This window comes from Escherichia sp. KTE172, assembly GCF_000408845.1.
Taxonomy (GTDB): domain Bacteria; phylum Pseudomonadota; class Gammaproteobacteria; order Enterobacterales; family Enterobacteriaceae; genus Escherichia; species Escherichia coli.
The window spans coordinates 3,724,785-3,742,232 of sequence record NZ_KE137316.1; the positions used below are offsets into that span (position 1 = coordinate 3,724,785).

A 17,448-nucleotide genomic window follows, 5' to 3' on the forward strand; every position below is an offset into this window, starting at 1 on the left:
ATCAGCACATTACACCTCTTGAATTGATGGGTTGCATAGAAAATATACACCTTAAGTGTAATTAAAATTTGCGGTTAATCAAAAGAGCGCGGTGGAAAGGGGAATATCTGCCGGGTACAGGACATGTAAAACGCGAGCTTGTTTCCGGAAAAATGTATCGTTTGCAGAAGAATAAAAATAGCCTGGAAAGCGCCTCGGGGAATGGGAAATTGCCGGGTGAGAATGGTTTTGTTAGTCGCTAAAGTCAGGCCATCTTTTTCAACAGGTGATGGATCGCCATGACAAACTTCACGACCAGCACGCCGCATGATGCATTATTTAAAACCTTTCTCACGCACCCTGACACTGCGCGGGATTTTATGGAGATTCATTTACCTAAAGATTTACGTGAACTGTGCGATCTCGATAGCTTAAAACTGGAATCCGCCAGCTTTGTCGATGAAAAATTGCGGGCGCTACACTCCGATATTTTATGGTCGGTAAAGACCCGCGAAGGCGATGGCTATATCTATGTGGTGATTGAACATCAGAGCCGCGAGGACATTCATATGGCCTTTCGCCTGATGCGCTATTCCATGGCGGTGATGCAGCGCCATATAGAGCATGATAAACGCCAGCCGCTACCGTTGGTCATCCCGATGCTATTTTATCACGGTAGCCGTAGTCCTTACCCCTGGTCCCTGTGCTGGCTGGACGAATTTGCCGACCCGACTACCGCACGGAAGCTTTATAACGCCGCGTTCCCGCTGGTGGATGTTACTGTCGTGCCAGACGACGAGATTGTGCAGCATCGCAGAGTCGCCCTGTTGGAGTTGATCCAAAAGCATATTCGCCAGCGCGATCTGATGGGGCTTATCGATCAACTGGTAGTATTACTGGTTACAGAGTGTGCTAATGACAGCCAGATAACTGCGCTGTTAAATTACATTTTACTGACTGGCGATGAAGCGCGTTTTAATGAGTTTATCAGTGAACTTACCCGTCGAATGCCACAACACAGGGAGCGAATAATGACGATTGCAGAGCGAATTCATAATGATGGATATATAAAAGGGGAGCAGCGCATTCTTCGATTGTTGTTGCAGAATGGGGCGGATCCTGAATGGATACAAAAGATTACCGGACTTTCGGCAGAGCAAATGCAGGCATTAAGGCAGCCCTTGCCTGAGCGTGAGCGCTATTCATGGCTCAAGAGTTAATCAGAGACGGATGACAAACGCAAAGCAGCCTGATGCGCTATGCTTATCAGGTCTACATAACCCATTAAATATATTGAACTTTAAAGATTTTTGTAGACCTGGTCAGGCGTTCACATGGCATCCGGCATGAACAAAGCGTACTTTGCTTAATTCAGGCTGGAACGTGGCGATGACCCAGCAAAGATAAAACGAGTCACAGGTTATGCATGAGAGGAAATCAGGCGCTTCGCCGCTATTTCGAATTTATTCCATTGCCCGATACACGGCCTCGCCAATTTGCTTCAGTGCTTCGCGATAGGTTTCGCTGAGCGGCAAAGCGCAGTTGATGCGCAGACAATTACGGTATTTGCCGGAAGCTGAGAAAATCGAGCCTGCCGCCACCTGGATTTTCATGCGGCACAGCTGCCGCGCGACGCAGACCATATCGACCTGTTCAGGCAATTCTATCCACAGTAAAAATCCGCCTTTCGGGCGCGTAATACAGATTTCGCAGGGAAAATATTCCCGTATCCAGCAGGTATAAAGCGCCAAATTGCGCTGATAGATCTGCCGCATCCGCCGGATATGGCGATGATAGTGACCTTCCAGCACAAACGTTGCCGCCGCCATTTGCGTGGACGGCACATTAAAGCTGCTGATGGCGTATTTCATATGCATCAGTTTATCGTGATAACGCCCCGGTGCGACCCAACCCACGCGCAGGCCTGGTGCAATACTTTTACTGAACGAGCTGCACAACAGCACTCGCCCGTCGATATCCCAGGAATGAATGGTCCGCGGGCGCGGATACTCCGTCGCCAGTTCGCCATAGACATCATCTTCAAAAATCACAATATCATGACGCTGAGCGAGAGAGAGAACGGCCCGTTTGCGCGCGTCCGGCATAATAAATCCCAGCGGATTATTACAGTTTGGCACCAGAATGATGCCTTTAATCGGCCACTGTTCCAGCGCCAGTTCCAGCGCTTCAACGCTGATGCCAGTTTCTGGATCGGTTGGGATTTCAATCACTTTCACGCCCATGCCGCGCAGCATCTGCATCGAACCGTAATAACAGGGGGATTCGACCGCGACAATATCGCCCGGTTTACACACTGCCATTAACGCCAGCGACATCGAGTTATGGCAGCCGCTGGTGATGATGATGTCATCGGCGGTGACCACCGAGCCGCTGTCGAGCATCAGGCGGGCAATCTGCTCTCGCAATACTCGCTGACCGGCTAACAAGTCATAACCGAGAACGGTTTGCAGATTATGCTGCACCACCCGGCTTAGCTCCCGCCACAGCGGTTTCAGGCTGGGCGCTTCGACATCCGGTGTGCTTTTGCTTAACGGAACAATGGAACTGTCGCTATGCGCCTCCAGCATATCCAGCACCTGATCCCACTGGGTAATTTCCACCGGGCGCTGCACCGGACGCGTCATCGGCGGTACTGGCGGCTGGGCTTTACGTTGTGCGACAAAATAACCCGAACGCGGCTGCGGAGTGATGAGCTTCATCGTCTCCAGCGTCTGATACGCCTGCTGCACGGTGCTGATACTGACGCCGTGCTCCTGACTTAAGCTGCGCACCGACGGCAATTTCTCCCCGTGACGATACAGCCCTTGCTCAATCCGTTCGGCAAGCAGAGTCGCCAGATGTTGATAACGCGTCATGCTGTATTCCTTATGTGGACCATACAGAGAGAAAAACCGGTACAGATGAGGCTAAAAAACCGGATGCAGATGCTGTTTTAACCTGTCTGTATGTTAAATAAAAGTAATATTTGAATCTGTATTGTGAACTGCCAGAAGGTGGATGATGAAGCCTCTGAAAGATGAGGAGGTAGCAGATGGAATTTCACGAAAACAGAGCTAAAGCGCCGTTTATCGGCTTGGTGCAACTCTGGCAGGCGGTGAGGCGTTGGCGGCGGCAAATGCAGACCCGACGCGTGTTACAGCAGATGAGTGATGAGCGGTTGAAGGATATCGGGTTACGCAGGGAGGATGTGGAGTGAGGGGGGATATAGATTTATATATAATAAAACGTTTTTATGTTTTTAAATTAAGTTATAAAAATTTTCCCGAGACAATTCATCAATAGGTATGGAGTGTACAGGAATATCTTCTTCACTAACCTCTTTAAACTCATGTCGATAACGGTCAAAAAACGCACAGTGATTACTTGTGTTTTTTGACTGACTTTACAACTCTCATTATTCGCTATTGTGCAGTTTCTCTAATTGTTTTATACCCTGGAAAGTTAAATGTCAGCTACTGAATACTTTTTGATTGTTTGAGATTTATTTTCATTTGAAATTATAAAATCAGGTGATAAATGAGTTGTGATTAATAGATGGTTGATATCATTTTTATCTAAAATTGATTTATAGTATCGACCTGAAAAAATAGTTGTTGCCGCCTGAGTAACTATACAATATTCTGAAAGGTTTTCTTTCAAATTAGAAATGTTGTGGGGTTTTGTTTTTGTATCTTTTATCTCTAAGGAGCTTGCTTTGGGTCAATCAGAATACATTTCATGGGTAAAATGTACTTCCTGGCTAAGTAACTTTGTGAATCTTAGAGGGTTGAGACAACCGGATGGCCGTCCTCTTTATGAATATCATGCAACCAATGATGAATATACCCAATTAACGCAGCTACTCCGTGCAGTCGGTCAATCACAATCTAATATATGTAATAGGGACTTTGCTGCCTGTTTTGTTCTTTTTTGCTCTGAGTGGTACCGCAGGGATTATGAACGGCAATGCGGATGGACGTGGGACCCTATATATAAAAAAATAGGGATTTCATTCACCGCCACAGAGCTTGGTACTATCGTACCGAAAGGGATGGAAGATTACTGGCTGCGCCCAATTCGATTTTATGAATCTGAACGACGCAATTTTCTCGGAACATTATTCAGTGAAGGTGGTTTACCTTTCCGGCTACTCAAAGAATCAGACAGTCGCTTTCTGGCTGTTTTCTCCAGGATCCTTGGACAATATGAGCAAGCAAAGCAGTCAGGTTTTTCTGCCCTTTCGCTGGCAAGAGCTGTCATAGAAAAATCAGCGCTGCCAACTGTTTTTAGCGAAGATACCTCTGTAGAGTCATATGGCTGATAACCTCAATTCCTTAGTACTTACTCACAACCTAATAAATCACAAAGAACCAGTACAACAGCTTGAGAAGGTTCACCCTACCTGGCGAAGCGAGTTTCCAATACCGTTAGATGATGAAACAGGAACGCATTTTTTGAATGGACTGCTATGCGCAGCCTCTGTAGAGGCTAAGCCTCGACTACAAAAAAATAAGAGTACGCGTTGCCAATTCTATTGGTCAGAAAAGCATCCAGATGAGCTTAGGGTGATAGTATCTCTTCCGGACGAAGTTTCCTTTCCTGTAACAAGCGAGCCGTCAACTACGCGCTTTGAACTTGCCATTTGTGAAGATGGTGAGGAAGTCTCTGGCCTTGGGCCAGCCTATGCTTCTCTGGAAAACAGACAGGCAACAGTTCGATTACGTAAAAGCGAAGTGAGATTTGGCAGGCAAAATCCATCGGCAGGTTTGTCGTTAGTGGCTCGTGCTGGAGGGATGATTGTTGGGAGCATTAAACTTGATGACAGTGAAATTGCCATTGGTGAGGTGCCGTTAACCTTCATCGTTGATGCAGATCAATGGCTGTTACAGGGACAGGCTTCTTGCAGTGTGCGAAGCAGCGATGTTCTGATTGTGCTCCCTCGGGATAATAGCAATGTTGCTGGTTTTGATGGCCAATCGAGGGCAGTAAACGTATTAGGACTAAAAGCACTACCTGTGAAGGGATGTCAGGACGTTACAGTTACAGCAAATGAAACTTATCGGATTCGCACCGGAAGAGAACAAATCAGCATCGGAAGGTTTGCTCTAAATGGAAAGCGTGCAAGCTGGGTTTGTCATCCAGATGAAACATTTATTGGTGTACCAAAAGTCATTTCTACACTACCGGATATTCAAAGCATTGATGTAACGCGTTACCTGAGCGGAATTTCAATTGAGCAATGTCATATACAAGAGATGCTGGGGGCTCAATATCTTTCTATCCGTAATAGTAAGAATGAAACGCTCTTGCGTCGCAAAATCGGTATTTTGCCTGCTGATTTCAGTATTGAGATAAAAGGTGGAATACACGCAAATGAAGGCACTATCGTAATCACCACACAGCATCCTTGTGTAGCAAAACTTAAAGATAAAACATTGGAGGCTACACGTAAGCGTACTGAGGGGCGAACAGAGATACAACTCAAAGCGGAAGGGGTACCTCCGGCATTTATTACATTACAAGTTCTGCCTAATTTGGCGGCTGACCCCATCGATATTGAGTTACCTTTTCCCGCTAAAGGCTGTCTCGCTCTTGATGTAAACGGACGTCCTCTGGATAAAAACATTACGCTGCATGATCTGCTGGGTTCCAGAGCGTTTCTGTTCTCCAGAAATGGCGAGCCGACAAGATATACATTGCAGTTGCATTTGCGCTCCGTTAGTGGATTACAGGCATGGCACGAATGGTGTTATACGGCGTTGAGCGATCGTCCTGTTGAATTGAATCTCTATAGTCTGCGCGAACATATTGAGAACCTGATTTCACTTGAGGCAGGTATTGACCAGGTTGTTGAGATGCGTATTACGGGGGCGGGTGTGGTCATGGCCTGGCAAATTCGTCGCTATAAATACAGTCTGCGCTATGATTATGAAAAAGAACTATTACTCAGCCAGTCAGTGAACCATCGTGCTGGACAGATTCCTTCCCCCGTTATCATGCTGTTAAGTGAACCCGAGAGGAAATCCATCCCCTTAGCATCAAGAATGAGCGAGGGAGTGCCTGTCGGTGAATATGAGTTGAGCTCAATCGTTAACAAAAATGGACCGTGGTTGGTTGTCCCTAAACCGGGTGAAGAGATGGCTTTTCGTCCCTGCTTCATTCGTGGCGAATCTTCGTTACCGGTAGAAGAAAGCAACATCCGCTCATTGCAGAAAGCGACCCAGCTTTTTAATCCACAGGCAGAAGTTAATACCATCACACTGGTTCTCGGACAGATGGCTAACGATCCTGCCCATTCCGGCTGGCAATTTATGCGTAGCCTGTACGATCAATTTGGTTATTTACCACTGGCAACCTTTGAAGTATGGCGTGCACTGGTGCAGCATCCGCAGGCATTGGCAATGTCGCTCTTCAAATTTGAAATGTCAGCAGAGTACCTGAGTCGTATTGAGAATGAGTTCCCTATTCTATGGGAGTTTTTCCCCATCTTTGAGATCAAAGCGGCATCTGAGCGTTTCAAATTGTTCCTGAGCCAAAAAGGTGCACCGGAGGAAACCCAGAAATTACTGGTTACTAATATGTTTCAACGGCTGGGGCTCGTGTTCCCGACATATGCCGATGAAATTGAGAAATGGTTAAGTAACGGACATTTCCCCCCGTCTATTCCTGAGTCTTTTGTCCACGTGTGGTATCAGGAGCTTTTACGTGAGCATAGTGAAGCTCAATGGCCAGAGTACGGCAGCAAGCGGCTGCATAGCTGGATGGCATCACAAAAAAATCCAGTGATTGGTATTAATCCTGACGCAAATCACCGCTATTCCGTGGCCTTGTTACCCGTCTTCGCTGCAGCTGTGGCAAGCGGAAATGCTTCTTTTGAATCTGTATTTGACCGTAAACCCGGTGCCGTATTTTTCCTGAGGCAAGTCAGGGATTTCGATTCCCGCTGGTTTAAGGCCATCTTCCAGTGCAGCCTGTTGCGTTATGTTGCTAAAAAATAAAAAGGAATAAGGATGACTACACGCTATTTTTCGTCACTTATTGAACAATCGTTGTCTCGTTCAACTGAAGCAACGCTCAGTATCATGGGCGTTACCAACCCGCAGCTGCGTGAACATCTCGCGCAACAAATGGGGGCTGATTGTGGGAAACCGGGCTCATTCCTTGCTTCTCCGGTATTCCAGCAAATGTTTGGCTGGAAGGAGTCAAACCACACGATGCGCAGCCTGACGGAAGGCAACGCATTGTTGAGCAAAGCAGTGGTTGATTCACTGGATGATCAGAATAATGGCCGGTACCGGTTTGGTGCTGACTGGAGGCCTTTTACGCACCAGTTAGCCAGTTGGAAAGCTTTGCTGGAAAAGAAACATTCAGTGGTGGTAACCAGTGGTACGGGTTCAGGTAAAACGGAATGTTTTATGGTACCGGTGCTGGAAGATCTTTACCGGGAACTGCATGAAAATGGCAACAATCCGTTGGTCGGTGTCCGAGCCCTTTTTCTCTATCCATTGAACGCCCTGATTAATTCACAGCGCGAGCGTCTGGATGCCTGGACGCGTGGTTTTGGTACAGGGATCCGCTACTGCCTTTACAACGGCAACACCGAAAACCTACACGCTTCGGTAAAAAGCGAACAGGCAAAAAGGCCGAATGAGGTGCTCTCGCGCGAAAAAATGCGTGAAGAACCTGCGCCGATTCTGGTGACCAACGGCACGATGCTGGAATATATGATGGTTCGCCAGGTCGACGCCCCGATTATCCAGCAATCTAAAGCACAAAAATCACTACGCTGGATTGTACTGGATGAAGCGCATACCTATGTAGGGTCGCAGGCCGCTGAACTGGCGCTCCAGCTGCGTCGTGTGATGACCGCGTTTGGCGTGACACCAGATGACGTGCGCTTTGTCGCGACCTCTGCGACCATTGCCGGCAGCGACGCTGAAAAGCAGCTGAAAAAATTTCTCTCTGAATTATCCGGTATCCCGCAGGAGCGCATCGATGTTCTGGACGGAAGTCGGGTGATTCCTGAACTGGAACCATCCAAAAACGTTTCTGTTCCGTTAGACGAGATAGAGCAAATACCTGATCTGGATCTAAGAGATAAAAATGATAATAAAATTAAAGGGATAAGTCCTGAGCGCTTTTATGCGCTTACGCATTCCCCCGAAGCGCGTTACATACGTGAGATGTTGGTCAAACAGCCCAATCCGATGAAGCTGGATGAGATAACAGAGCGGTTACACGTGCTGACAAAACAGCATTACAGCCAGCAGGAAGTACTGCGTTGGATCGATGTCTGTTCAGGGACTCAACCTAATGCAAAGGATCCCGCATTTCTTAAAGTCAGGGCGCATATCTTCCAGCGTAATACCCAGGGAATATGGGCTTGTGTTGATAAAGATTGCAGATTAAAGCACGGTACACCGCTCGACAAAGGCTGGCCCTTTGGCTATGTGTATGTGAACCAGCGACAAAATTGTGACTGTGGAAGCCCTGTATACGAAGTTGCATTCTGTAATGATTGTAATGAGCCTCATCTTCTGGCACGGGACAAAAAGGGCAAACTAGTCCAGTGGGAAAATAAAGGTGGCGATGAATTCTCTTTGCAGGATGAAGTACCTGTTGAACATGACGCTACAGAAGAAAAAGTCGAAAAAGAGAACAGTTTTCAGCCTCCGTTGATTATTGCCGCAGGAGAGACCAGCGAGGCAGGTTATACCCTACAACGCCTCGACCGTCAGACGCGCCGTATTGGCGTTATTAACAATGACAGCATTCCGCTGATTATTAATGATATTGAACAGGTTTGTAGTGCCAGTGGCTGTGGCTACAGAGGCATGAGTGGGAAACAGCCCTTCCGGCGTGCACTATTAGGTGGGCCATTTTACGTTACTAATATCGTGCCCACCGTTCTAGAGTATTGTCAGGACTTTACCAGTGATGAAGGCAAAGAGGGCGTCGGACCAGATTCGTTGCCAGGACGAGGTCGTCGACTCATCACCTTTACAGACAGTCGACAAGGGACAGCCCGAATGGCGGTGCGTATGCAGCAAGAAGCAGAACGCAGTCGCTTACGCGGAAGCGTAGTCGAAATTCTCAGCTGGCATCAAAGGACGCAAACGTCTACAGCGCCGAATGCCAATGCCGATCTGGAAAAATTAGCGGCCAGGGCGAAGCAAGCCCGTGAGCAGGCAGAAGAATATCGAAGCTGGGGAATGCCAGACCAGGCGAAATTGTCACAAGCACAGGCTGAACAGCTTGAACAGGCTTATCAGGCTGCAACCGGTGGGAAAGCTGCGACTATCCTGGTATCCCGAACCTGGACGGAGATGGTTAACGAGCTTAAAGAGAGAGCCGATATCCGCGGGCCGGTTCTGCAATATAACCATTATCTTAAGCCTGAAGTGTTTAATGAAAACGGCGGCCCCCTTAAGCTTTCTGAAATGTTGTTGTTCCGGGAATTCATGCGTCGCCCTAAACGGACTAACAGCCTGGAAACACAGGGGCTGGTTCAGGTTGGTTACCAGGGGCTGGAGAAAATACATAAGAGCCCCTTGCACTGGCAGGAAAAAGGATTAACGCTGGATGACTGGCGCGATTTTCTCAAGGTTACGTTGGATCATTACGTTCGCGAGAGCAACTTCACACAGCTGGATGATGAGCTGAAAAACTGGATTGGTAGCCGTTTTTCATCAAAATTCGTCCGTAACCCGGAATCAAAAGATCCTGAAGATAATCAGAACAGACGCTGGCCTCAAATTCGTAATGGCAACGTATCCCATCGTTTAGCGAAGTTGCTGATGCTGGGGGCTGGATTCAAAACCGTCAATGCGGCAACTATTGATATTATCAATACATGGCTGAAAGAAGCATGGGCCCAACTTACCGGACCGCTTGCAGTACTGAAACCCGATGGCAACCGTTTTTATTTACCGAAAGAGCATATGACTTTTTCTTTAATCACGGATGCCTGGATTTGCCCGGTAACCAATAAAATCCTGGATACGGCTTTTAAAGGCTTAACCCCTTATCTGCCTACCCATATTTCGTTCGAGCATCTTACCCTGGCGCAATATGACACTTTTGTCGCGCAGAAAGTCACAATGCCGGAAATCTGGAAGCTGGATCGTTCACAGGAAGACTACGCAGAGGGTCTGGCAAAAGCACGCGACTGGGTCAGCCATGATCCGCTGATCGCACAATTGCGGTCGGAAAACGTCTGGACAGACATTAACGATCGTGTCGTGGAAGGCGGCTTCTACTATCGTACTGCCGAGCACTCTGCCCAGCAGTCGTCAGAACGTCTGCAAAGCTATGAAAAGATGTTCAAGAATGGGCAACTAAATGTTCTCAACTGTTCCACCACCATGGAAATGGGGGTTGATATCGGGGGTATTACTGCGGTGGTAATGAACAACGTACCGCCACATCCGGCCAACTATTTACAGCGCGCCGGGCGAGCCGGGCGTAGTAAAGAATCACGCGCGATCTCTTACACCCTATGTAAAGGTAACCCACACGACCAGCAGGTTTTTGCCAACCCGCTCTGGCCATTTGAAACCATGATCCCGGCACCCATGGTCGCGATGAACTCCGCCCGACTGGTGCAACGTCACGTCAATGCATTATTACTGTCCGACTTTTTATGTAACGTTATTGGCGAAACCGATAAAGAAAAAACCAGCCTCGATAGCCTCTGGTTTTTCGGTGAAGATGACGGGCAGTCAAAATGCGAACGCTTTAAAATCTGGCTGGAACGTCCGGTTCTTGATATCGACACGGCGCTGGAACGGCTGGTGAAAGGTACGGCGTTGCATGGTGCAAGAGCCGAATATCTGCGGGATAAAACAATCAACGCGATCACCTTCCTGCAACAGCGGTGGCTCTCCGTTTATCGCGATCTCGTGACACAGGAGCGTGAGTCGCAGCCGCAAACGCCTTATCGTAAGCGCATAGAGCTGGAGAAGAAACGGCACTGTGGCGAGTATCTGCTGCGCGATCTGGCTGCCAGAACCTTCCTGCCGGGATACGGTTTCCCGACAGATGTAGTGACGTTTGATAACTTCACGATGGAAGATTATATCCGCGAAAAATCGCAGAAAAGTCGTGATAAAAAGGACCGTGAAGATAACGTTTCCCGTTATAAAGGATTACCTTCCCGTAACCTCGGTGTTGCCATTCGTGAATATGCACCGGGAGCAGAGATCATCCTTGATGGCCGTGTCTTCCGCTCTGCCGGTGTCTCACTGCACTGGCACAACATTAATGCTGATACCAATGAAGCCCAGCGTCTGGATTGCGCCTGGCGCTGTCACAAATGCGGGACCATTGGCTATGAAGAGGGGATGAGCAGTTCCGGGATGCTCTTTTGCTCCAATAGCGCCTGCGGCGAAAAAATAATCATGGATAATCGCCGTCAGGTGCTGCAGCCTGCCGGGTTTGTCACCGATGCACACGCTCCGGTAACGAACAATATTGAAACCATGAAATTCGTCCCGGTTGTCCCCGCGTGGGTCTTTGTTAAAGCAGAGCCCGTACCGTTGCCTAACCCGCTAATGGGTTATATGGCTTCTGGGGCTGATGGGCATGTTTTCCAGCAAAGTTTGGGGGAAGGTGGACACGGTTATGCATTGTGTCTGAGCTGTGGCCGTGCTGAGTCGATGCTGAATGAAAATGATGCGCCGAAAAGTATGGAAGCTCACTATCCACCGCGTCCGGGTAAAGCGGATCGCGACAGCCAGAATCATCGTCTGATTTGCCCCGGTTCGACGGCACTCATGAAGAATGTCACCCTGGGCGCACTGGCGCGTACCGATGTCTTTGAAATGGTTCTGCGCAAACCGCAAAACGGCGAGTATCTGCCAGATAACACAGAGGAGGGGCGGATTGTTGCCATGACTCTGGCGGTTGCTCTGCGTCAGGCGCTGGCGGGCGTTCTGGGTATCTCCGCCGCAGAACTCGGCTATTCTGTACGTCCGGTCAGACTGGAGGATGGGCAATCGGTATTAGCCGTACAGCTTTATGATGTGATCAGCGGTGGTGCAGGTTTTGCCTCCAGCGCACCGGTACACATTGAAGCTATATTGCAGGGAATGGTGAAACAGTTAGGCTGCCGCCATTGTGAGACTGCATGTAGTGAATGCCTGCTTGATTCCCAGACTCGCCACGATCACGATTTGCTGGATCGCAAAGCGGCGCTGGCCTGGCTTGGCGATGACTTCACGTATTACATCGGTTTACCGGATGAAGAGACATTCTCGCTGCCGGATGCCCGCTACTGCCCTGGCGCCATTGGCGATACGATTCGCCGGGCGATTAACGAAGGCGCTGAAAAGCTCACCCTGTGGATGACCGGCGCGCCCAATGAGTGGGATTTATACGCACGTCAGTTCCGCGCGGCGGTTCAGAACTATCGGCTAAAAGACAACGTCGAGGTCGATCTTGTTATTCCTACGGGAGTGGATGACCCGGACCTGTTGCATGAACTATCGCAATTTACTGCGCTGGGTGTGCGGCTGTGCCATGTTGAACAGGATCTGCAATTACCGATCGTTGCCCAGGTCACCTTTACCGATCGCGTGATGACGCTGGCCTCTCGCAGCCAGCAGGCAACGATTCCGGGGCCGGAGTGGCACCTGAATGACGAACTGGTGGTGCGTAGTCTCGGTTATAAAACGGTAGAACTGAACGAGTTTATTCTGCCGGCTAAAGCCACCAACGCTGTCGAGCGGGTCAAAGACATTCAGATCCACAAACAGTTGAATGGACCACTGTCGCAGTTTGGGCAACGCTTCTGGGACGTGCTGTTTAACGACCATGAAGAAGCGCAGTCACTGATGAATAACACGCGAATTACCGGCGTTCACTATACCGATCGCTATCTGCAAAACCCGGTTGCGCTGGCGTTGTTGGGATCAATTCTGAGACCGCTAAAAACAAAGCTGACCGATGGCGCTGAAGTGACGCTGGATACGCTATTTAAAGATAAAGATCGCCCCGGTAACCGGCCTTTCCATGACTGGATGAGCATAGCGGATTTTCAGGATTTCGCTGATCAGTGGTTTGCTGCTGCGCTGGGCAGGCCGGTAGAACTGACGGTGTTCGACTCGCCGCGCGATATCCCTCACCATCGTAAACTGACGGTGACTTTTGAGGATGGTCAGGTATTGAAGATCCGCTTCGATCAGGGGATGGGCTACTGGCGCATCAACTTTTCATCGCAATGGCATTACTTTCATTTCCGCGATGACGTTTCTTTCCAGTTAGTCAAAATGGCTCAGGCCTGCAAGGAAGGGAATGTCGCCAACAGCGAAGAGAGTTGGGCAACGGATGTGCTGGTGGAGGTGATCGCCTCCTGATGATGAGCCGCTCCCGATGTGGTGTCGGGAGCGGTATTTTCTATAAAACTTACCGCTTATTTGAGATATTCATCGAAAATGTCGAGTAATTCTTGATGTATACACGGCCATTCCTGACCTAAATTGACGGTACACAAGCCAATATCGAAGCCATTAATTTTATAACGATGTTTCACTGCGGTATCTACGTGGGGATATATTAATAATCCCCCTATGTTTTCGCCATTTTCAGGCTTTAACGACCATAAGTAATTCATCAGTTGATAAAGATTTTGCGAATGAAATTTTTCTGTTCCCATTCGTCGTGAAAAAATGCTCTTATAGTATTTGGCGTCAACGATAAGTATTTTTTCTGATGAGCGAATGGTGATGTCAGTTTCCATTCGAGGTAACAAATTAAGTGACTGATCCGATATACTCGATGCATCCCATTTTAAATAAGAGCGGGTTGTGTTTGCAGACGTTAATTCACGACGGCAAAATTCATAAAGAAACTTTTGATAAAGTAATGACATCTCTTTTTCGTTTCTTTCAAAATCATAGAAACGGTAGTGTCCTTTGTTTTGACCTGGAATAGAATTATTGACGATGAATTTGCAGACACTGATAACGAATTTATAATAACGCGTATTTTTTCCGCCATTCAGATAGCTGAAATGCTGCGGAGTTAAATGAAGAGTGCTAATGCCCGGTAATTTTCTATAAAGTGAACGAGCTTCATCTCTGATAGTTGAATTTAACTTTTCATGCTTAATTAATATGGCTAATGTGCTTTTTATAATTCGGTTAGCCAGCGTGTCTTCATTAAGCATATCAAAAGTACTGACGGTTTTCCCATGATTAAGATGGAAGCCGCGTATTGTTTTAGCAAACTCTATTCGCCCTTTGATGCCAGGAATGATCTCGGTATTAGGATTGTAATCAAGCTCAAGCCCTCGGCGTGAAAGCTGTAAAACCCCTTTATTTAATACATACCCCAGGATATCAAGAAGATTGTTACCGGGTATGGCTTCAAGGTTTGCCTGCTTAATTTCCTGTAAATAACCCCATGCATAGGTAAGCATGTAATAGATATTACGGACAGGTATCACGGGCTGTTCCACTATGAGTCCCCTAATAATTTGTTGGTCCATTTCTGTTGTTTATAGGGGTCATCAAAGAAATATTCTTCGAGTAAAGGGGCGATATCCGTCATCACAATTTCATTAAGCCATTGCGTATCCGGAGAGGTGCCATCTTCCAACCCACAGCAGAAGTAACTATGCCCAATGCGGAATCCTTTCCCAAGGATAGTGGCCTCTTTGCTGATTTCCTGGTTCAACTCGTTCATTTTTTGGCATAAAGACTCAACAAATGAAGGTTCTGCTTTTTTATTCAGTAAAAAATTCCGGAACTGTGGTGTATCAAAACCTGGCTCAATATCTATGAAAGAAAATCGTCTGCGTAGGGCATAGTCAACAACGGCCAGAGAGCGATCGGCAGTATTCATTAAACCGATGATATAAACATTCTCCGGGACATAGAATCGTTCTTCATCGTTTTCGGAGTAGGTTAGGGGAACAGACCAGTTTTCACCTCGTTTATCATGTTCCATTAACATCATCACTTCGCCAAATACTTTACTGAGATTGGCACGATTGATTTCATCTATAATAAAAATATACTTTTTCTCTGGCTGCTCTTTAGCTTGCTGACAAAAATTGTAAAATATGCCGTCTTTACGTCGGAAGCCGACGCCATTCGGACGATAGCCCTGTATAAAATCCTCATAGCTATAGGATTGATGGAACTGAACCATATTGACGCGTTGCGGAGCCTTTTCTCCTGTCAGCAAGTAAGCCAGACGGCGTGCAACAAAGGTTTTTCCAACGCCGGGCGGCCCCTGGAGGATAATATTTTTTTTGATGGTTAATCGTTTGAGTATCGTCTCTATTGTGGTTTCAGGGATAAACAAATCATTTAACGCATCTTCCAGACAGTATGATTCAGTTTTTGACATAGGTGGAATAACACTCTTGCCAGAATTAAATATTAATTTATAGTCGTTGATTATGTTGTCCAGCATAGAGGCAAATCGGGTGTAATCAATACCCTGTGAGACTTTTTGGGAACAGGCGTAATAGGACTGTCCGTATTTTTTAGGATATACACCCGAAGTTGCCTGAAAATACTCTGCGATTGTTTTAGGTATGTCTGAAGAGAACTGCCATTGGGCATGTGGTTCATTCGTGTCGCTTATACCATAAGCCAAAACCAACTCATCAAAATCTTTATAATAGAGAATAACGGGATATATACCGTTAGAAGCTTCCTGACCTTCTCCAAGAAATGCAAACCAGGGAATAGACGTAAAATTACCATAACCGAAACTCAATTTTACTCGCAGGTTACGGTAAGACGTTGGATAATCTTTAGTGGATTGCGAACGTTGTTGCTGTGCTTGCTTAATAAATTTTTCAATCCAGGGTTGAATAGATTCCATAAGATATGCCTTCCTCATTGCTAAGCCTCTATTATCGCTTTCGCAACGTACTGAAACAATAGATTTTTACTGCAAAATCAGACTGGTAAATATTTACTGAGGGGGAAAGTTTCTATTGAGTCAGTGGAAGGCTCCCGGTGGTTAACCGGGAGTAAACGCTGTTACGCGACTTTCTGTTTACCGGCAATCACTCCAATAAACGCCTGCACCTGCTTTTGTTTACGCGCCGACAGTTTGCACACCTGGCGTAGCGACTGCATCAGTTCGCTCTCCTCGGCGGCGGGTGGTTGGGCGGTGAGGACAATACAGCCTTCCATCACTTTGACATCTACCGCCGTGCCAGTGGCAAAACCGGCGGCTTCCAGCCACTGACCTTTCAGGGTGATGGCGGGAATACGGCTGTAATCCGGGTAGCGACTCGCATAACCGACGGTGACATGACGGTTATTTGCCGGGGAGACTTCTGCTTCGAACGGTTGTGCAATAGAATGCGTGTCAGTCATAACTGCTATTCTCCAGGAATAGTGATTGTGATTAGCGATGCGGGTGTGTTGGCGCACATCCGCACCGCGCTAAATACCTGTATATATCATCAGTAAATATGGGCTTTGTTGAATAAATCGAACTTTTGCTGAGTTGAAGGATCAGATCACGCATCTTCCCGACAACGCAGACCGTTCCGTGGCAAAGCAAAAGTTCAAAATCACCAACTGGCCCACCTACAATAAAGCCCTCATCAACCGTGGCTCCATAACTTTCTGGCTGGATGATGAAGCTATTCAGGCCTGGTATGAGTCGGCAACGCCTTCATCACGGGGAAGACCTCAGCGCTATTCTGATCTCGCCATCACCACCGTTCTGGTCATTAAACGCGTGTTCAGGTTGACCCTGCGGGCTGCACAGGGTTTTATTGATTCCATTTTTACACTGATGAATGTTCCGTTGCGCTGCCCGGATTACACCAGTGTCAGCAAGCGCGCAAAGTCGGTTAATGTCAGTTTCAAAACGTTCACCCGAGGTGAAATCGCGCATCTGGTGATTGATTCCACCGGGCTGAAGGTCTTTGGTGAAGGCGAATGGAAAGTCAAAAAACACGGCAAAGAACGCCGTCGTATATGGCGAAAGTTGCATCTGGCAGTTGACAGCAAAACACATGAAATCATCTGTGCAGACCTGTCGCTGAACAATGTGACGGACTCAGAAGCCTTCCCGGGTCTTATCCGGCAGACTCACAGAAAAATCAGGGCAGCATCGGCAGACGGCGCTTACGACACCCGGCTCTGTCACGATGAACTGCGGCGTAAGAAAATCAGCGCGCTTATCCCGCCCCGAAAAGGCGCGGGTTACTGGCCCGGTGAATATGCAGACCGTAACCGTGCTGTTGCGAATCAGCGGCTGACCGGGAGTAATGCGCGGTGGAAATGGACAACAGATTATAACCGTCGCTCGATAGCGGAAACGGCGATGTACCGGGTAAAACAGCTGTTCGGAGGTTCACTGACACTGCGTGACTACGATGGTCAGGTTGCAGAGGCTATGGCCCTGGTACGAGCGCTGAACAAAATGACGAAAGCAGGTATGCCTGAAAGCGTGCGTATTGCCTGAAAACACAACCCGCTACGGGGGAGACTT

8 protein-coding genes and 1 pseudogene are annotated in these 17,448 nt (G+C 47.7%); 5 read left to right on the forward strand and 4 right to left on the reverse strand.

The window, feature by feature from the left end:
• Positions 1–278: 278 nt before the first annotated feature.
• The gene (locus G434_RS06500) at positions 279–1,199 is read left to right on the forward strand and encodes an Rpn family recombination-promoting nuclease/putative transposase (RefSeq protein WP_000181202.1); all 921 of its coding nucleotides are present in this window, start codon (positions 279–281) and stop codon (positions 1,197–1,199) included.
• Between the two features lie 243 nt (positions 1,200–1,442).
• Here the strand turns inward: G434_RS06500 and G434_RS06495 are convergent, their stop codons facing one another.
• Entirely contained in the window at positions 1,443–2,855 is a 1,413-nt protein-coding gene (locus G434_RS06495) for an aminotransferase-like domain-containing protein (RefSeq protein ID WP_000199300.1), read from the reverse strand.
• A 176-nt stretch (positions 2,856–3,031) separates the two neighbouring features.
• On the opposite strand from G434_RS06495, the gene G434_RS06490 reads away from it, so the two are divergent.
• From G434_RS06490 to G434_RS06475, 3 genes and pseudogenes are all read left to right on the forward strand, one after another.
• Positions 3,032–3,196 (forward strand): DUF1127 domain-containing protein, encoded by a 165-nt coding sequence (locus tag G434_RS06490; protein WP_000394280.1) that lies wholly within the window; start codon positions 3,032–3,034, stop codon positions 3,194–3,196.
• A gap of 498 nt (positions 3,197–3,694) precedes the next feature.
• Positions 3,695–6,977, forward strand: a pseudogene (yjiT, locus tag G434_RS06480) (protein YjiT).
• Between the two features lie 12 nt (positions 6,978–6,989).
• A complete protein-coding gene (locus tag G434_RS06475; RefSeq protein ID WP_016238980.1) occupies positions 6,990–13,334 on the forward strand; it encodes a DEAD/DEAH box helicase in 6,345 nt (2,114 codons plus the stop codon).
• A 56-nt stretch (positions 13,335–13,390) separates the two neighbouring features.
• Here the strand turns inward: G434_RS06475 and mcrC are convergent, their stop codons facing one another.
• From mcrC to symE, 3 genes are all read right to left on the reverse strand, one after another.
• Positions 13,391–14,437: a 5-methylcytosine-specific restriction endonuclease system specificity protein McrC gene (mcrC, locus tag G434_RS06470; protein ID WP_000437621.1), complete on the reverse strand. Its 1,047-nt coding sequence runs from the start codon at positions 14,435–14,437 to the stop codon at positions 13,391–13,393.
• Complete coding sequence (gene mcrB / locus G434_RS06465; RefSeq protein ID WP_000443951.1) at positions 14,437–15,816, reverse strand: 5-methylcytosine-specific restriction endonuclease subunit McrB; 1,380 nt, start codon at positions 15,814–15,816, stop codon at positions 14,437–14,439. Before mcrB ends, mcrC begins: the two co-directional genes overlap by 1 nt.
• 161 nt (positions 15,817–15,977) lie before the next feature.
• Positions 15,978–16,319 (reverse strand): endoribonuclease SymE, encoded by a 342-nt coding sequence (symE, locus tag G434_RS06460; protein ID WP_000132601.1) that lies wholly within the window; start codon positions 16,317–16,319, stop codon positions 15,978–15,980.
• A gap of 133 nt (positions 16,320–16,452) precedes the next feature.
• On the opposite strand from symE, the gene G434_RS06455 reads away from it, so the two are divergent.
• Entirely contained in the window at positions 16,453–17,421 is a 969-nt protein-coding gene (locus G434_RS06455) for an IS5 family transposase (RefSeq protein ID WP_073970534.1), read from the forward strand.
• Positions 17,422–17,448 lie beyond the last annotated feature (27 nt).